The sequence below is a fragment of the Photobacterium phosphoreum genome (assembly GCF_002954725.1).
Taxonomy (GTDB): domain Bacteria; phylum Pseudomonadota; class Gammaproteobacteria; order Enterobacterales; family Vibrionaceae; genus Photobacterium; species Photobacterium phosphoreum.
In genome coordinates this window covers 64,405-83,575 of sequence record NZ_MSCQ01000003.1, presented here as the reverse complement: position 1 = coordinate 83,575, position 19,171 = coordinate 64,405, and the positions used below count along the sequence as shown (strand labels likewise).

14 protein-coding genes and 1 tRNA gene are annotated in these 19,171 nt (G+C 40.5%); 5 read left to right on the top strand and 10 right to left on the bottom strand.

The window, feature by feature from the left end:
• Positions 1 to 2: 2 nt before the first annotated feature.
• Positions 3 to 1,091 (bottom strand): 3-isopropylmalate dehydrogenase, encoded by a 1,089-nt coding sequence (leuB, locus tag BTO21_RS18240; RefSeq protein ID WP_065192310.1) that lies wholly within the window; start codon positions 1,089 to 1,091, stop codon positions 3 to 5.
• Between the two features lie 72 nt (positions 1,092 to 1,163).
• Positions 1,164 to 2,705 (bottom strand): 2-isopropylmalate synthase, encoded by a 1,542-nt coding sequence (leuA, locus tag BTO21_RS18235; protein WP_045027974.1) that lies wholly within the window; start codon positions 2,703 to 2,705, stop codon positions 1,164 to 1,166.
• Between the two features lie 858 nt (positions 2,706 to 3,563).
• Between leuA and leuO the strand changes: the two genes are divergently transcribed.
• From leuO to ilvN, 4 genes are all read left to right on the top strand, one after another.
• Entirely contained in the window at positions 3,564 to 4,523 is a 960-nt protein-coding gene (leuO, locus tag BTO21_RS18230; protein WP_045027972.1) for a transcriptional regulator LeuO, read from the top strand.
• Positions 4,524 to 4,895: 372 nt separating this feature from the next.
• Positions 4,896 to 6,719, top strand: coding sequence for an AMP-dependent synthetase/ligase (locus tag BTO21_RS18225; protein WP_045027970.1), 1,824 nt, complete (start codon positions 4,896 to 4,898; stop codon positions 6,717 to 6,719).
• A gap of 332 nt (positions 6,720 to 7,051) precedes the next feature.
• Positions 7,052 to 8,770, top strand: a complete 1,719-nt coding sequence (locus BTO21_RS18220) for an acetolactate synthase 3 large subunit (protein WP_045027968.1) — start codon at positions 7,052 to 7,054, stop codon at positions 8,768 to 8,770.
• Entirely contained in the window at positions 8,770 to 9,267 is a 498-nt protein-coding gene (gene ilvN / locus BTO21_RS18215) for an acetolactate synthase small subunit (RefSeq protein ID WP_045027967.1), read from the top strand. The genes BTO21_RS18220 and ilvN overlap by 1 nt, the downstream gene beginning before the upstream one ends.
• 52 nt (positions 9,268 to 9,319) lie before the next feature.
• On the opposite strand, the gene BTO21_RS18210 is transcribed toward ilvN, so the two are convergent.
• The 7 genes from BTO21_RS18210 to rpsU all read right to left on the bottom strand — a co-directional run bounded on the left by BTO21_RS18210 (position 9,320) and on the right by rpsU (position 17,061).
• Positions 9,320 to 9,961, bottom strand: coding sequence for an FCD domain-containing protein (locus BTO21_RS18210; RefSeq protein WP_045027965.1), 642 nt, complete (start codon positions 9,959 to 9,961; stop codon positions 9,320 to 9,322).
• A gap of 377 nt (positions 9,962 to 10,338) precedes the next feature.
• On the bottom strand, positions 10,339 to 11,751 hold the full coding sequence (gene pykF / locus BTO21_RS18205; protein ID WP_045027964.1) for a pyruvate kinase PykF: 1,413 nt from the start codon (positions 11,749 to 11,751) through the stop codon (positions 10,339 to 10,341).
• A gap of 510 nt (positions 11,752 to 12,261) precedes the next feature.
• A tRNA-Ile gene (locus tag BTO21_RS18200) sits at positions 12,262 to 12,337 on the bottom strand.
• A gap of 178 nt (positions 12,338 to 12,515) precedes the next feature.
• Positions 12,516 to 14,369: an RNA polymerase sigma factor RpoD gene (rpoD, locus tag BTO21_RS18195; protein WP_045027962.1), complete on the bottom strand. Its 1,854-nt coding sequence runs from the start codon at positions 14,367 to 14,369 to the stop codon at positions 12,516 to 12,518.
• A gap of 92 nt (positions 14,370 to 14,461) precedes the next feature.
• Positions 14,462 to 16,240: a DNA primase gene (dnaG, locus tag BTO21_RS18190; RefSeq protein WP_045027961.1), complete on the bottom strand. Its 1,779-nt coding sequence runs from the start codon at positions 16,238 to 16,240 to the stop codon at positions 14,462 to 14,464.
• 130 nt (positions 16,241 to 16,370) lie between these two features.
• A complete protein-coding gene (locus BTO21_RS18185; protein ID WP_045027959.1) occupies positions 16,371 to 16,814 on the bottom strand; it encodes a GatB/YqeY domain-containing protein in 444 nt (147 codons plus the stop codon).
• A gap of 31 nt (positions 16,815 to 16,845) precedes the next feature.
• Complete coding sequence (gene rpsU / locus BTO21_RS18180; RefSeq protein ID WP_005301411.1) at positions 16,846 to 17,061, bottom strand: 30S ribosomal protein S21; 216 nt, start codon at positions 17,059 to 17,061, stop codon at positions 16,846 to 16,848.
• Positions 17,062 to 17,309: 248 nt separating this feature from the next.
• Here rpsU and tsaD point away from each other — a divergent pair, with 248 nt between their 5' ends.
• Complete coding sequence (tsaD, locus tag BTO21_RS18175; protein WP_045027956.1) at positions 17,310 to 18,326, top strand: tRNA (adenosine(37)-N6)-threonylcarbamoyltransferase complex transferase subunit TsaD; 1,017 nt, start codon at positions 17,310 to 17,312, stop codon at positions 18,324 to 18,326.
• Between the two features lie 75 nt (positions 18,327 to 18,401).
• On the opposite strand, the gene plsY is transcribed toward tsaD, so the two are convergent.
• Positions 18,402 to 19,016 (bottom strand): glycerol-3-phosphate 1-O-acyltransferase PlsY, encoded by a 615-nt coding sequence (plsY, locus tag BTO21_RS18170; RefSeq protein ID WP_045027954.1) that lies wholly within the window; start codon positions 19,014 to 19,016, stop codon positions 18,402 to 18,404.
• Positions 19,017 to 19,171 lie beyond the last annotated feature (155 nt).

The following is a 19,171-nucleotide window of genomic DNA, read 5'->3' as shown; positions in this document are numbered from 1 at the left end:
CCTTATGGTCGTTGAATATAGGCAGCGATTTTGTCACCCATTTCGCTGGTGGTTAGGGCGGTGCTATTACTTGCTAAATCGGCTGTAAGTTCACCCGCTTCGAGTGCTTGTGCTACCGCTCTTTCTATTGCCCGCGCAGCCTCTTCTTCATCAAGACTGTAACGTAGCATCAAGGCCGCGGATAGAATTTGGGCAATCGGATTAGCAATGTTTTTACCTGCAATATCAGGCGCGGAACCACCCGCAGGCTCATACATACCAAACTTTTGTTGGTTTAAACTCGCAGAAGGTAACATCCCCATGGATCCTGTGATCATGGCGCATTCATCGGAAATAATATCGCCAAAAATATTGGAACATAGCATCACATCAAACTGCGACGGATCTTTGATCAGTTGCATGGTCGCGTTATCAATGTACATATGGGTTAAGCTAACGTCAGGGTAGTTTTGAGCCACTTCCTCAACCACTTGACGCCATAAAATTGAGCTTTGTAGGACATTTGCTTTATCGATGGAACAGACTTTTTTACGGCGTAGCTGCGCTGATTCAAACGCAATTTTAGCAATACGCTCAATTTCATAGCGATGATAAATTTCAGTATCAAACGCTTTTTCTTGCGCGCCTTCGCCTTCACGACCTTTTGGTTGCCCAAAGTAAATCCCGCCAGTGAGTTCACGTACTACCGCAATATCAAAGCCTCGTTCTGAAATATCAGCCCGCAGGGGAGAAAAGTGCTCTAAGCCACGATGAATTTGTGCCGGACGTAAGTTACAAAACAATTCAAAGTGCTTACGCAATGGTAAAAGTGCACCACGTTCAGGTTGATCATTTGGGGCCAGATGTTCCCATTTTGGACCACCGACAGAGCCAAATAACACCGCATTCGCGGCTTCACAACCTTTTAAAGTGATGGCGGGTAATGGACAACCGTGGTTATCAATCGCAATCCCACCGACATCGAACTGATGAAAATTAAAGCTAATATCAAACTGTTGCTGGACTGCAGCCAAGACTTTGTATGCTTGCTGCATCACTTCTGGGCCAATACCGTCACCGGGTAGTACTGCTATATTATATGAACCTGCCATGGTGGGTGCTCTCCGTAATGTACTAAAAATAAAATTGAATGCTTTTGCTGCTACTTTTTTTGATGCACTTAGTTATAGGCTATTTTGTTGTTTAATTGTCGCGATTTGGTTGGCACGATGAATACTATTGATAACGTGGATCAGAGCCTGACCCGACGCTTCAACAATATCAGTCGCAAGACCCGTACCGTGATATTTACGACCTTTGTAATTGGCAATGATATCGGCTTGGCCTAAACCATCTTCACCTTCGCCTTTAGCTGTAAGATCAAACTTATCAAGTACAATCTCATAACCCGTTAGACGGTAGATGCATTGATAAAGCGCATCAACAGGACCATTGCCGACAGCAGCTTCACACTTTTCTTCTTCACCGCATTGAAGCTTTATGCTGGTGGTCGCCATCACGCTGCCAGATTGAACGCTTAAATAGTTTATTTTGAAAAAGTCATCTTCATCACGCAAGTTAGCAAAGTGCATTAAGGCTTCAAGATCGTAATCAAACACTTGGCCTTTGCGATCGGCTAGTTTAAGAAAATCAGCATAAAGTTTATCTAGGTCGTATTCATGCTCGGTGTAGCCAAGGGTATCCATATGGCTTTTGACGGCTGCTCGACCTGAGCGACTGGTAAGATTTAAAGCCTGATTTTTAAGCCCAATTGACGTAGGGGTCATGATCTCGTAGGTGTTTTTATTTTTCAGCATGCCGTCTTGATGAATGCCTGATGAGTGGCTAAAGGCATTACTGCCTACAATGGCTTTATTGGCTTGAATCGGCATATTGCATAGCTGACTGACCATTTTGCTGGTGCGGTGGATTTCGTCATGCTTGAGATTAGTATGTACCCCCAAGAGTGATTGACGGGTTTTAATGATCATTGCTATTTCTTCAAGGGCGCAATTACCGGCGCGCTCACCTAAACCATTTATTGTGCCTTCGACTTGACGAGCGCCTGCTTGAATCGCTGCCATAGAATTGGCGACTGACATGCCGAGATCATCATGACAATGTACCGAGATAACTGCTTTATCGATATTCGGTACGCGGTTAAACAGTTGGGTGATAATGCCGGCAAATTCACTCGGAAGGGTATAACCGACAGTATCGGGAATATTGATCGTATTTGCGCCCGCGTTAATTGCGGCTTCTACCATTCGGCATAGGTTATCAATCGGTGTCCGTCCTGCATCTTCACATGAGAACTCGACATCATCGGTATATTTACGCGCCCGTTTTACTGCTGCAATTCCCATTGCAATTATATCGTCATAGCTTCGACGTAACTTATCTTGCACATGGACAGTTGAGGTTGAAATAAAGGTATGGATACGAAATGCTTCAGCAGCTTTTAATGATTCAGCTGCAACATCAATGTCCTTCTCTACAGCACGAGCAAGGGCACAGATACGACTCTGTTTAATGTGCTTGGCGATAGTCTGTACTGATTCAAAGTCACCAGGGGATGACACCGGAAAACCAGCTTCGATAACATCGACCCCTAAACGCTCAAGGGCATAGGCGATTTGCAGTTTTTCTTTGACAGTGAGACTTGCTGATAGTGCTTGTTCGCCATCGCGCAATGTTGTATCAAAAATAATGACCTGATTGTTCATAGTGACATCCTTTTAAATATAAGCCGTTATAGGGCTGAGTTTCGCATTCACTTGCGCTGGTCAAAATATGAAAAAACCCGCGCTTGTTTGCGCGGGTTTTGAAATCTTTGGTGGTGTTTCCCACTCGATAGCAACCCGCGTGATCATGTCACGATAAGGAGGAGTGTTAAGAGAAGTGAGAAGCGTATTTTCATTTTATTAAAGACTTCAATGAATTTAGTTAACAAATGAATATCAAATAGACGGGCTATAGGTCAACCAAAAGTTGTGTTTTTTTGTACTTTTTAGTCGGGGAAGAAGTCGATATGAATAGAAGAGGTAGTGGAGATTACAAATGTAAGTATTTACTAACTCTTATTTTTAAATTGAATGATAATTATTAATAATATAATTAGTTCTTATAACTAATATCTATTATTAAAATTAATAATTGTATCTAATTGTTATATTTATACATGAATAATACTTGTATTGGAATATATACAAAATTTAAATATATAATAAGTATATAATATTCTCGTTGTGAATTTTAATTTGAAAATAAATGATGAACGTTGAAATTAAAAGCCTATTTTATCTTATTTTATCTATGGTGATTTTATTTATATTAAATTAATTTTATCTTTATATTTACCTATGGTATTGAATTCTAATCTTTTATTTTTCTGAATTGTAATTAAATAAGTGTCTGTTCATATTGTCTTATTTTCTATTATTAGTTTCATCAATCTATATGGTTAATACTGGATGTATCCCAATCAGGGCATCTAAAGCAAACTCTGTAGACAGTGAGAAATAATGTCTAAGTTAGTATGGCGTTGCGATGCATCAATAATAATTAAATTTTAGAGGTATACCATGAGCCGAACGACTACTTCCGTTGCTGCCGTTGATAATTTTAGTATGGAAACAACATTACGTAGTGTTGACCTTAATTTATTAACGGTTTTTGATGCTGTAATGCAGGAGCAAAATATTACTCGCGCAGCGCAAAATTTAGGTATGTCGCAACCTGCAGTAAGTAATGCGGTTGCGCGTTTAAAAGTGATGTTTAATGATGAACTTTTCATTCGCCATGGTCGTGGCATTCAGCCAACACAACGTGCTAAGCAATTATTTGGTCCATTACGTCAAGCACTGCAGTTGGTAAAAAATGAATTACCGTGTTCTATTTTTGCACCATTAACATCAAGCCGCACTTTTAAACTCGCAATTTGTAGCCCTTCAGATATGCGTTTTGCCCCAACGGTATTATCAACCATGCGTGAACAAGCGCCTCATATTCAATTGCAATTAGAAGCTGAGTTAGACGCTGAGCTATCGCAAAAAATGCGTTATCAAGAAGTCGATTTTGTAATTGATTATGCACGCTTTGATGAAGATGGTTTCTGTAGCACTGAGTTATTTTGTGATGAATTAGTGGCTATTGTTGCGAATAACCATCCACGTATCAGCGATAGTATTTCTGCTGAGGAATTTAATACTGAGATGCATGCTGTTCTAAAATCAGTATCAGATGTAAAAATGTTTGCTGATGATATTTATAATAACAGTGCGGAACATTGTCAGGACGCTTATCAGGGTGCAAGTCTCAATGATATTATGTTTGTCGTGAGCCAATCTGAATTGATTGCTGTTGCTCCGCGCTGGTTAGCTGAAGCGTCTGCTGAAAACTTACAAATTCAAGTGCTACCGTTACCCTTTGCCAACGCTAAAATCACCGGTTACCTAAGCTGGCATGAGTCAACGCAAAAAGATAAAGGTAATATTTGGATGCGCGATCAATTAATGGCTATTTGTGGTGATCTGACCAGCTAATTATTTGTTTAGCGATAAAATAAGGCCAGCATAAACGCTGGTCTTTTTATTTGCTCAAAGGTAATAATAATGCTGTTGAGGAATTTAAAACCGTGCTGCCAATATAGTTTTTATTTGTAATCAACATGGCAAATAAAGCCACGTATTTTATTGCGTGGTTTTTTCGTTATAGCGCCATGTTATTTATAGATTCTTACACTTTTATCGTTTAGCTAAAAAGTCATTGTAGACAATAAGTAAGCAGGTATAGAGTACTAAGGGTTATTAGAAACTATAATTTAATATGCATTATAGTTGGCTTTTCAAAGGCTGAATTGTAGACTGCATCTCTCAAATCAGCTTACAAGTGTAAGCTAAAAAAACAGAGTACTTATGGCACAACATGATTTCCATATTGTTCACCGCATTCGTCAGCAAATTGCGCGCTTAGGCGACAGTCCAGCTCTACGTCATCAAGTTGATGGCGAGTGGCAAGATATCAGCTGGAATAATTTTGGTGAAAAAATTCAACAATTGGCGTTAGCGTTACTCAATCAAGGTTTAGCAGTACAAGATAAAGTCGGTATTTTTGCTAATAACATGCCTCGTTGGACTGTTGCTGATTTTGCTTCGCTATATAATCGCTGTGTTACGGTGCCTATTTATCCAACTAATACACCTCAACAGACAGCATATATTCTTAATGATGCCAATGTAAAAGTACTGTTTGTTGGTGAGCAAGCACAGTTAAATATCGCTGTTGCTATCGCTGATCAGTGTCCAAATTTAGAGCGTATTGTCGCACTTACCGATGATGTTGAATTACCTCAACATCCTTTAGTTTGTCACTATGTTGATTTTTTAAAGACCGCTAGTTCAGAACATCAGCTCGAGCTTGATACTCGTCTTGGTGATTTAGCTATGGATGATTTGCTGACGTTGATTTATACCTCAGGGACAACGGGCACCCCAAAAGGGGTAATGCTTGATTATGCCAATGTCGCTTCACAAATTATTGCCCATGATGAACGCCTAGCATTAGATGAAGGTGATACGTCACTGTGTTTCTTACCGCTATCACATGTCTTTGAGCGGGCTTGGACATTCTATGTATTGCACCGCGGTGTGATTAACTGCTATTTAGCAGACACCAATAAACTCAAAGAAGCTTTGGTTACTGTAAAACCTAATTACATGTCAGCTGTTCCTCGTGTTTATGAAAAGATTTTCTCTGGTGTGCATGAGAAAGTCTCGCGCGCACCGTTCCATCGTAAAATGATCTTTACGTGGGCAGTGAATATGGGGGCAAGAATGTCACTTGCTCGCCAGCAATGTCGAGAGCCGTCATGGTTATTAACCAAGAGCTATAACCTTGCTGATAAAATGGTGTTATCTAAGTTACGCGCTGTACTGGGTGGGAACATTAAGTGTATGCCGTGTGGTGGCGCTAAATTAGATGCGGGTATTGGACGCTTTTTTCATGCGATGGGAATTAACGTTAAGTTAGGCTATGGCATGACAGAAACAACCGCAACGGTTTCTTGCTGGGATGACCGCTGTTTTAATCCCGACTCGATTGGTATGCCGATGCCAGGTGCTGAAGTTAAAATAGGTAAAGACAACGAAATTTTGGTTCGTGGTCCAATGGTGATGCGCGGTTATTATAATATGCCAGAAGAAACCGCGAATAACTTTACTGAAGATGGTTTCCTTAAAACGGGTGATGCAGGTTATATTGATGAGCAAGGAAACTTGTTTATTACTGATCGTATTAAAGAACTGATGAAAACCTCAGGGGGCAAATATATTGCACCACAGGTGATTGAAGGCGCGATTGGTAAAGATCACTTGATTGAACAAATTGCTGTTATTGCTGACACCCGTAAATTTGTTTCAGCATTGATTGTGCCTTGTTTTGAAACACTAGAAGAACATGCACGCGAACTTAATATTAAATATAAAGATCGCATGGAATTGGTTAAGCATAGTCAAATTGTTGAATTAATTGAAAAACGTGTGGTTGAGTTACAGAAAGACTTAGCACGTTTTGAACAAGTAAAAAAATTCACTTTGTTGCCTAAATCATTTTCAATGGATAAAGGTGAATTAACACCAACCCAGAAATTGCGCCGTAAAGTGATTCAAGATCGTTACCATAAAGAGATTGAGCATATGTACGAAGAAAGCCATAAAAAAGCGCAACAAAAAGACGACTAAGCCGTTTTTTACTTAAATTTAAGAAAGAAGCCTCATTGGCTTCTTTTTTTATGGCTATTACTTAGTCAAATGTGCTGGTTTATTACTTGATGCTAGTGGTTGGTAACGTGGCGTGAATAAATGGTTATATAAAGCGTTAGTAATATCAAATGTGATAGATAAAAACCGTAAACTCCTCTTTTACTCTAGCAATGAATGCTGCAAAAGCGTTAAGGTTGTTGCAGTTATTCACATTTGTTATTGCAACTGTGATAAACATAGCATGCTTAGTCATGTATTTTATTAGGCTAAAAATAAGCCCTAACTATGTTTCATCGATCTGGAGACAAAATATGGAAATGTTGTCTGGCGCAGAGATGATCGTTCGTTCAATGATCGATCAAGGCGTTAAACATATCTTCGGTTATCCCGGAGGTTCAGTACTTGATATTTATGACGCATTACATGAAAAAAGCGATATTGAACATGTATTAGTGCGTCATGAGCAAGCAGCAGTACATATGGCTGATGGTTATGCGCGTGCAACAGGTGATGTCGGGGTTGTACTTGTAACTTCAGGGCCTGGCGCAACCAATGCCATAACGGGAATTGCTACCGCTTATATGGATTCTATTCCGTTGGTGGTGTTTTCGGGTCAAGTAATGAGTAACTTGATTGGCAATGATGCTTTTCAAGAGTGCGATATGGTCGGTATTTCACGACCTGTGGTTAAGCACAGCTTTTTAGTAACGAAACCTGAAGATATCCCTACTATAATCAAAAAAGCCTTTTATATTGCTGCCAGTGGCCGTCCTGGACCGGTTGTGGTCGACATTCCTAAAGATATGCTTAATCCTGCTGAAACATATCCCTATCAATATCCACAATCGATAGCATTACGCTCATATAATCCGACAACACAAGGCCATAAAGGCCAGATTAAGCGTGGTGTAAAAGCCTTATTAGCTGCTAAACAACCTGTGCTCTATGTAGGGGGCGGTGCGATTATGTCGAGTTGCAGTGAGCAACTAATGACATTAGCTGAAAAATTAGATATTCCTGTGGTTAATACCTTAATGGGACTTGGTGCTTTCCCTGGAACGCATCAAAAATGTTTAGGTATGTTGGGTATGCATGGTACTTATGAAGCCAATATGGCGATGCACAATGCTGATTTGATTTTTGGTATTGGGGTTCGATTTGATGATCGTACCACCAATAACCTTGAGAAATACTGCCCGAATGCCACCATTATGCATATTGATATTGATCCATCATCGATATCAAAAACAGTCGCGGTTGATATTCCTATTGTTGGCTCAGCAGAGACTGTACTGACCAGTATGCTCAAGCTGATTAATGAACAAGATAGCTGTGATAATAAAGATGCATTACAGCCATGGTGGCAACAAATAGCCACATGGCGTCAACGTCAATGTTTACGTTATGACACCACCAGTGGTCGAATTAAACCACAGCAGGTGATTGAATCGTTATATCGTCTTACGGATGGTGATGCGTATGTCACTTCAGATGTGGGTCAACATCAAATGTTTGCTGCTTTGTATTATCCGTTTGATAAACCTCGACGTTGGATTAATTCTGGCGGGCTTGGCACCATGGGCTTTGGTTTACCTGCGGCAATGGGGGTTAAATTTGCATTACCTGATGCCGAGGTCGTGTGTGTCACAGGCGATGGTAGTATTCAAATGAATATTCAAGAGCTTTCGACGGCGCTGCAATACGATATTCCAGTCAAAATCATTAATCTTAATAATCGTTTTCTCGGTATGGTAAAACAATGGCAAGATATGATTTATCAAGGTCGCCATTCTCAATCGTATATGGATTCTGTCCCTGATTTTGCTGCTATTGCAGAAGCGTATGGCCATGTTGGAGTGCGTATTTCTGATCCTAAGCTGTTAGATCAGCAATTAGAGCAAGCATTAGCATTAAAAGATAAGTTGGTCTTTATTGATATCAGTGTTGATGAAACTGAGCATGTGTACCCAATGTTGGTTCGTGGTGGTGCAATGAGTGATATGTGGTTAAGCAAGACGGAGCGAACTTAATGCGTAGAATTATTTCAGTATTACTTGAAAACCAACCGGGCGCGCTGTCTCGAGTCGTGGGGCTATTTTCTCAACGTGGTTATAATATTGAATCATTAACCGTCGCGCCGACTGATGATCCAACGTTATCACGCTTAAATATTACCACTCATGTTAAAGATGAAGCTTCTTATGAACAAATCGAGAAGCAATTGCATAAATTAATTGATATTTTGAAGGTCAGTAATGTTACTGAATCTGATCATATTGAGCGTGAGTTAATGCTGGTAAAAGTCAAAGCGAGTGGATTTGCACGAGCCGAAGTTAAACGTACTGCGGATATATTTCGAGGCTTGATTGTTGATGTGACTAGTCAGATTTATACGATTCAAGTAACAGGGGCGGGTGATAAATTAGATGCCTTTTTAGCGGCGGTAGGCGAGGCAACTGAGATTGTTGAGGTAGCACGCAGTGGTGTCGTGGGTCTTGCTCGTGGTGAACGCGCTTTAAAAGTATAGCTTTGAGTTGAAAATAAAACCCATGGCATCGATGTGTCATGGGTTTTACTATTTAATTATCGTGGTAAAGCTCGAGATAAGGGCTAACAGAGCTGACGGCATTTTTTGAGTGGTTATTTAGAATCGCCTGTGCATGCTCAATATCACGATCTAATACTGCTTTCATTAATGCTTCATGTTCACCGTCATCGTTGTAACGATTTTCACTTTCGCGTGTATGGCTTAGCCAAATATGACGATAACGTTTAAGTTGTTCGTAGATATCAAGGTAAAGATCCAGTAACACTGGGGAATTACTGCCAGATAAAATAGCAATATGAAAATCGCCATGACGTTGTTCCCATTCGGAGAGATCAGCATCATCAGAGGTTGGATTAATACGGCTTAATTTATGATAGCTGGTGAGGATATTGAGTTCCCACGCTTCATCACCTTGTACAATTGCTTTTTTTAATAATTCATGTGAAATCAATTGATGGGCATTAAAAAGATCCGTTAGCTCTTCCACGGACACTGGAGCAACCCAGCAGCCTTTTTGTGGCGCAAACTTAACATACTTTTTCCACGATAATTGGACTAATGCTTCTCGAATAGGTGATGCACCAACTTGGTAATGTTCTTTCAAATCGGCAACAACAAGTTTTTGTCCGGGAGTCAATTTACCAAGCAAAATATCTTGTCGTATGACCTCCATGATTTTATTGGTTTGCGTAGGACTGGACACAGTTTCCCTCTTCGTTGTTATAGTTATTCGACACCGACAGATATAACCGTTGATAGAAGTTATTGGTACGTCAGTATCTATTGATAAGGAGTATAACTGGCTTTGTTTATTGCTTAAACATTAAAGAGAGTGATAGGCAATGATTAAAATTGATTTTGGGTGGGAATGTAGCCGTTACTAGGTTTTGATTTATAAAACACTAATCTAGTCTGTGTTCGTGAGGTGGTGATTTATAAATATTGACAATATTGTAGATAATTTAGTCGATAAGCGAATTATGAGCCAGAAATTATAGCTAAATAAAAAGGGAGCCGAAGCTCCCTTTTTTAAGGCTTGTTTACGAACAATTATAGTACGTGAACAGATGCAGTATTAGTTGTACCTGAAGCAACAAGTGCACCAGAAACCATTACTACGATATCGCCTTTAGCGCCAAGACCCGTTTCTAACGCTAGTTCTTTACCACGAAGGTAGAATGCGTCAGTGCTATTAATTGACTCAACAACAACAGGTGTAACACCTTTAGAAAGACATAGCTGTGCTGCTGTCTTAGTATTTGTTGTTACAGCAAGAATACGTGCTGTTGGGAAGTACTTACGGATTGAACGAGCAGATTTACCTGCTTCTGTTGCAACAATGATCAGTGGAGCATTTAGCTTCTCAGCTGTGTCTACTGCACCTTTACATACTGCTTCAGTAATACGTAGACGTGGGCTATCTAGACGAGAACCAAGCTCTGCTTTTAGTACTTTATCAGTACGAGCACAGATTTGCGCCATGATAGTTACAGCTTCGATTGGGTATTTACCCTTAGCTGATTCGCCTGAAAGCATTACTGCGTCAGTACCATCCATGATTGCGTTAGCAACGTCACCCGCTTCTGCGCGTGTTGGACGTGGGTTCTTGATCATTGAATCAAGCATTTGTGTAGCAGTGATAACCACTTTACGAGCGCGGTTACATTTCTCGATCATCATCTTTTGAGCAAAGATAACTTCTTCTACTGGAATCTCAACACCAAGGTCACCACGAGCAACCATGATGCCGTCAGATGCTTCAAGAATAGAGTCAAAGTTATCAACACCTTCTTGGTTTTCGATCTTAGAGATGATCTGAATGTCAGAACCGCCGTTTGCAGCTAGTAATGCACGGATTTCTAGTACGTCTTCAGCCTTACGGATGAAAGATGCAGCAACAAAATCAACACCTTGCTCACAACCAAACTTAAGGTCAGCTTTGTCTTTTTCAGCTAGAGCTGGAAGTTTTACAGAAACGCCAGGAAGGTTAACACCTTTGTTTTCGCCTAGGTCACCGCTGTTAAGTACTTTACACTTAACTTCAGTTTCTGTTGTTTCCAATACTTCCATCTCAATTAGACCGTCGTCTACAAGGATGATGTTGCCTTTTACTAGGTCTTTAGCAAAACCTGGGTAAGTTACAGCTACACGGTCTTGGTTACCGATTACAGATGTATCAGTTGTGAAAGTGAAATCTTGACCAGCTACTAGAGTGAAGTCATTACCACCCTCTAGTTTGATAGTACGAATTTCAGGACCTTTAGTATCTAGTAAGATAGCTAGTTCTTTGCCTGTGTTAGCCATAACTTCACGTAAGTTCGTGATACGCTGACCATGTTCTTCAAAGTCACCGTGTGAGAAGTTAAGACGCATTACGTTCATACCAGCATTAGCTAGTTTAGTAAGCATTTCTACAGATTCAGTTTTTGGTCCAATCGTACATACGATCTTGGTCTTTTTCATTGAGGATACTCTCCGGACGAATTTGTTACCCAAGGGAAAATTAACATTAATCATTATCGGATAATCAACCTATGTTGTTATCTGATAGTGAGTAACGAATAAATAAAAAACTCTTTAAATATTACTTTAAAAAAGCGTTAGTGCGCTTTTGTAACGTTCATCTTTAAATGATTTCAAATGGTGTTAAAGATACCGCTATTATTATTAAGCGAATCGATAAATGCCTTTAGAACATTGATTGTCGGCCCAATATTCAAGCGCAGGATTATAGCAGATATTCCACCATTTAGCACCCTGAGATATAGCTGTTCATTGTTGATACTGTGTGTTGCATAAAAATGACGATTATGTGGAAAAATAAAAACAAAGCTTTGTTATTTATCAAGTGTCAGTGGGTTAATGATATTTTTTGTGTAATCAAAGTAATAGCAGATGATAGGTGAAGATTATCTTATTGGCTTTGAAAACGAAAAAAGGCTGAAGTAAAAATACTTCAGCCTTTTTGAAATTTGGTGGCCCCTCCCAGACTTGAACTGGGGACCAAGCGATTATGAGTCGCCTGCTCTAACCACTGAGCTAAGGGGCCATATGCGGCAAATTATAGGGGATGGCGTAACACTTGTCTAGTGATTAACGCCAAAAAATTGTTTGCTTTTTCGACAGTTAGAAAAAGAGAATCAACTTCTTAAATTTTTAATGTTGTGATTGCATACAATAAAAAAGCGAGCCTAGGCTCGCTTTTTTTATAACGTTAGCGCGTTTTCTTATTCGTCAAGGAAACTACGTAGTACGTCTGAACGGCTTGGGTGACGTAATTTACGTAACGCCTTCGCTTCGATCTGACGGATACGCTCACGAGTAACGTCAAATTGCTTACCCACTTCTTCTAGCGTGTGGTCAGTATTCATATCAATACCGAAACGCATACGAAGTACTTTAGCTTCACGTGGTGTTAAACCCGCAAGTACATCGTTAGTTGCAGCACGCAAGTTTGTTGCAGTCGCTGCATCCATTGGTAGTTGAAGTGTTGTATCTTCAATGAAATCACCTAGGTGTGAATCTTCATCATCACCAATTGGGGTTTCCATTGAGATTGGCTCTTTAGCAATCTTCAATACTTTACGGATCTTGTCTTCCGGCATTTGCATGCGTTCAGCCAATTCTTCCGGCAATGGCTCACGGCCCATCTCTTGAAGCATCTGACGTGAGATACGGTTCAATTTGTTGATGGTTTCAATCATGTGCACAGGAATACGAATAGTACGTGCCTGGTCAGCGATTGAACGTGTGATTGCCTGACGGATCCACCATGTAGCATAAGTTGAGAATTTGTAACCTCGACGGTATTCAAATTTATCAACCGCTTTCATTAGACCGATGTTACCTTCTTGGATCAAATCCAAGAATTGTAGACCACGGTTGGTGTACTTTTTGGCAATAGAGATTACAAGACGTAAGTTTGCTTCAACCATCTCTTTTTTCGCACGGCGCGCTTTTGCTTCACCGATTGACATACGACGGCTGATGTCTTTGATTCGCTCAATAGACAGACCCGTTTCTTGCTCAAGGATGCGTAGCTTTAACGTTGCACGACGAAGATCTTCTTCATAGTTCTTTAGACGTTCAGCGTAAGGCTTGCCTGAGTTAAGTGCGGTATCAATCCAATCACTGTTTGATTCATTACCACCAAATAGGCTAATGAATGTTTTCTTTGGCATTTTGCTATTATCAACACACATACGCATGATAAGACGCTCGTTAGTGCGTACTTTATCCATTGAATCACGTAGTGAGCTAACTAGACGATCAAATTGCTTTGGAATCAGACGGAATTGCTTGAAGATTTCTGATAATTCTTCAACAGCAACTTCAGTCGTAGCATGTTGGCGACCATTAGTATTAATGGCTAATGCCATTTTTTCATAGGAGTGACGAAGCTCTAAGAACTTTTCACGCGCTAATTCAGGGTCGATGCTACCATCGTCTTCTTCTTCATCTTCCGCATCATCGTCGTCGTCGCCGTCTTCAAGATCTTTATCTTCATCTTCAAGATCAGTTTCGCTGAGCTCTGAGCCAATGTGTGTTGCTGTTGGTGCTGCGGTAGCTTCTTCGTTAGGATCAACGAAGCCTGAAATGATATCAGTTAGACGAAGTTCATCGGCTTCAACTTTGTCAAACTGCTCAAGTAAATGAGCGATTGCTGAAGGGTATTCAGCAACAGAGCATTGAACTTGGTTAATACCATCTTCAATGCGTTTTGCGATATCAATTTCGCCTTCACGAGTAAGTAGTTCAACCGTACCCATTTCACGCATGTACATACGTACAGGGTCTGTTGTGCGACCGATCTCGCTTTCTACGCTTGATAATGCTTGCGCCGCTGCTTCAATGGCGTCTTCGTCGGCATTATCTTCAGTCATCATGAGTTCATCGGCATCTGGGGCAGTTTCAACTACCTTAATACCCATGTCATTAATCATTTGAATAATGTCTTCAACCTGATCAGAATCAACAATATCTTCTGGTAGGTGGTCATTTACTTCGGCGTAGGTCAGATAGCCTTGTTCCTTGCCTTTAGCAACAAGTAACTTTAGCTGTGACTGCGGATTTTGCTCCATAGACGGTATCCAACTTCGGGTCTGAGTGATAATTTAGTATGCAGAGTTGCAAACCAGTCATTATAACAAATTTCTTAATTGTTGACTACTTATTAGGCGGGACGATCCAATAATAAGGATTGTAATTCCTGCTTTTCTTCGACTGATAAGCCGACAGTACTTGATTTAGCCTGCAATTTTTCTATTTGTTTTTGTACGCATTGGTTTATTACATTATCCATTGCGTCTAAGAATACTTCTAGAGTACTGTCTTCATCTTTAGACAACGGTAACTCCCATGCGGCAAGTCGTGCCATCATGGCTTCATCTTTTGTATTACGCCATGATTCTAGTAACTGGCCTGTACTTACATTGGGGTTTATGCGACATTTTTCAACTATCGATAGTAATAAATTTAATCCTGCCAGTTCTATGTCTTCAAATGCTTTAGTGTCAAATTTGAGTTGATTAACAAAAAGAGGGTGTTGAATTAATAAGGCAATCACTTCTCGCATTGGCGTACGTTTGATACTTTGATTAATCAAACGAGGTGTTTCTTGTTGTGTTCGCTTTATATCTACTCTAATTTGATCTGGTGGTAAACCTAAACTATAGCCTAGTTTATTGATTAGGTATTCGCGAAGAGTTTCGCCTGCTACCTTTTCAATCAAAGGCTTAGTTAGTAGCATTAGTTTACTTTTACCTTCTTTTGTTGTCATATTTACTTGTTTAGTGAGATGATTAAACATGAAATCAATTAAAGACATAGAAGATGATACTTGTGTTTCAAATTCATCTTTTCCATATTGTCGAATGTAAGTATCGGGATCTTCACCATCAGGTAAGAACATAAATTTAAGTTCACAACCGTCAACTAAATAAGGCAGTGCTTGTTCCATTGCTCTCCATGCCGCCTCACGTCCGGCACGATCCCCATCGTAGCAGCACACAACAGTACTGGTCTGACGGAATAAACTTTTAATATGATCGCCAGTAGTGGCGGTTCCCAAAGATGCCACTGCGTAATTAACCCCAAATTGCGCTAGTGCAACCACATCCATATAGCCTTCAACGACCATAATTTTATCTGGATTAGAATTATCCTCAAGAACCTCATATAAACCATATAGCTCAGTACCTTTATGGAATACTTTTATTTCTGGTGAGTTTAAGTATTTGGGTACGCTATTATCTAGAACTCGTCCACCAAACCCAATAATTTTCCCTTTATTAGATTTGTGTCCTCGAATAGGAAACATTATTCTATTTCTAAAACGGTCATATATTTTATTTGAATCAGAATCAGAAACGACTAGCATTCCAGATGTTTCTAAATAATCAATAGCAGTTTGATCTTTGCCTAAATGACGTTTTAAAAAATCCCAAGAGTTTGGAACAAATCCGATACTAAATTTTTTTGCTATTTCGCCGCTTAGACCTCGTTGTTTGAGGTACTCAACTGCATGTTTATTCTCTTCTTTTTTTAGTTCATTAACATATAAAATAGAAGCTTGATTTAGTAAATTGTAAATATCTAATCTTTGAGCTTTAGATACTGTTGGTTCATTTTTATAAAAATTATTACCATCATTCTCGCGTGGTACTTCTAAGCCTAACTGTGAGGCAAGATCTTCAATGGCATCGACAAACTCTAATCGATCATACTCCATCACGAAGTCAAGTACGTTGCCATGAACGCCGCACCCAAAACAATGATAGAACTGTTTTTCTTGGCTTACCGAAAAAGAAGGGGTTTTTTCATTATGGAAGGGACAGCAGGCACCAAAGTTCTTACCTTGCTTTTTGAGTTTTACGCGCGCGTCAATAACATCGACAATATCGTGTCGAGAGATTAAATCATCGATAAAGGAACGCGGTATTTTTCCTGACATAACAAAGCAAACAACCTAGAGTAAAAAAAGAATGTAACGGTTAGACCGTTAAAAAGAGAGGATTGTCAGATACAAACAAGCCGCGCATTCAAAAAGAATAGCACGGCTTGTTGCAGAATAAGAGGAGTGATTAGCCTAGCTTGATTTTCACCAGCTTGCTAACAATCCCCATATCGGCACGACCCTGAATTTGCGGTTTCAGTACGCCCATGACCTTGCCCATATCTTGCATGTTGGCAGCGCCTGTTGCAGCAATAGCATCATCCAGCAAAGCAGAGATTTCATCTTCACTTAACGGTTGAGGCATAAATTCTGCTAAGACACTGATTTCAGCATGTTCAATATCAGCAAGATCTTGACGGCCTGCAGCTTCATACTGGGCTACAGAGTCACGACGTTGCTTCACCATTTTGGTCAATACTACTAACACGTCGTCATCGGAAAGAATGATCTTTTCGTCAACTTCGCGTTGTTTAATTGCAGCAAGTACCAAACGGATGGCACCAAGACGAGGTTTATTTCTCGCCTTCATCGCCGCTATTTGTTCGCTTTTTAGGCGTTCAATAAGAGTCATTACGCGATCCTTCTGTTTTATAATCTAACGATTAGTACAGACGAACGCGACGCGCGTTTTCGCGAGCCAATTTTTTCAGGTGACGCTTAACTGCCGCTGCTTTAGCACGCTTACGTACAGTAGTTGGCTTTTCGAAGTGCTCACGACGACGAACTTCAGAAAGGATACCTGCTTTTTCGCAAGAGCGCTTGAAACGACGTAGTGCTACGTCAAACGGTTCGTTTTCACGTACTTTGATTACTGGCATGTAATACTCACCTCAGAGTGATTCGGTTTAATACTGACGTCAAAGTGTCAGTCGATTAAAATGGTGCGAAATTCTAATCTGATTTGGGGGTATTTGTAAAGCATTCTGCGCCTATGAACTGGTTAATTTGTGTTAACAGCGGTAACATGGCACTCAATTACCCCCTTATAAACCTATATGAATTAGCGGTTGTTGTTGAAACTAGGCTGATTTTTCATATTGGACCACCGAATACTATAGAGGCTGTTATGCGTATATTGGGCATTGAGACCTCCTGTGATGAAACAGGTATCGCAATTTTTGATGATGAAAAAGGCTTATTGGCACATGAACTTTACAGCCAAGTAAAGTTACATGCTGATTACGGCGGTGTGGTGCCTGAGTTAGCATCACGCGATCACGTTAAAAAAACCATTCCCTTGATCGTCGCGACACTCGCTGCTGCGGGCTTAACCCCAGAAGATCTTGATGGTGTTGCTTACACAGCTGGCCCCGGTCTTGTAGGGGCATTATTAGTCGGCGCGACAATCGGCCGTAGCCTTGCGTATGCGTGGGATTTACCAGCGGTAGCTGTGCATCACATGGAAGGCCATTTGTTGGCTCCAATGCTAGAAGACAATGCGCCAGAATTTCCTTTTGTGGCTCTGCTTGTTTCTGGCGGACATACCATGATGGTTGACGTTCGTGGTATTGGTGACTATAAAATCCTTGGCGAGTCAGTTGATGATGCCGCAGGTGAAGCATTTGATAAGACGGCTAAGATGATGGGCTTAGACTACCCAGGAGGCCCGTTATTGTCCAAAATGGCTGAACAAGGTACTCCGGGGAGATTTAAGTTCCCGCGTCCAATGACAGACCGCCCAGGGCTTGATTTTAGTTTTTCAGGTTTGAAAACATTTGCGGCGAATACCATTCGTGGCAACGATGATGATCCACAAACCCGCGCTGATATTGCTTATGCATTTCAAGATGCAGTCGTCGATACTTTAGCGATTAAGTGTAAGCGCGCGTTGAAGCAAACGGGTTATAAGCGCTTAGTGATTGCTGGCGGTGTGAGTGCCAATAAATCGTTACGTCAGCAACTTGAAACCTTGATGAAAGGCATGCATGGCGAAGTGTTTTATCCGCGCACTGAATTTTGTACTGATAACGGTGCCATGATTGCTTATGCGGGCATGCAACGTTTGAAAAATAATGAGTTGATGGATCTTGGGGTTAAGGTTTATCCGCGCTGGCCTATTGATCAATTAAAGCCAGTTGCTTAACGATAAATATAGGTTAATCTAAACAAAAAGCGAGAATGTATATTCTCGCTTTTTTTTGTGTGTTTTCCTGTGTTTTTATTGCTTTTCGTTACTTTTTCGGGCAAATTTCTGCCATATTTTGGTTTCGTCGCCATCAAGTAAGCGGCGAATATTGTCTTGGTGACGGAAGATAATTAAGCAAGAAAGCATCGCGACAGGCATGGTGTATTCAGGCTTAACCATCCATGTCATTAGTGGTGCTGCTAAGGCTGTGATCAACGATGCTAATGATGAATAACCTGTCAGTGTTAACGCTAATATCCAAATACTAATTAGGCTACCGCTAAGATCCCAGCCAATAGGTGCTAATGCACCAAGGGCGGTTGCAACACCTTTTCCGCCTTGGAAGTGAAAGAAAATCGGATAGATATGGCCTAGGCAAGCAGCAATGCCGATAATGCCTAATAAGAAGGGATTTAAGCCAAAATAATAGCTTAACCAAACAGGGATCATGCCTTTGAGAATGTCAGCAACAAGCACCAATGTTGCTGCAACTTTACCACCGAGGCGAAGGACATTGGTTGCTCCTGGGTTGCGTGAACCATGAGTACGAGGATCAGGGAAATGGTACAGTTTTGAAATTAACACTGCACTGGAAATTGATCCTAATAGATAGGCAGCAATGATCATCAGTAACGCTAATGGTGTCATGCAATATTCCGGTTATTTAAAGTTAAGCTGTGCTGTGTATTGACGCTAAATGTTAGCCAGATCTTATCTTTATCAATATTGATGCTGATAAATATCAGCGTGATTATGGCTGTGATATAGTCACAATTATGGTCAATATTGAGTGTGTTATTGAC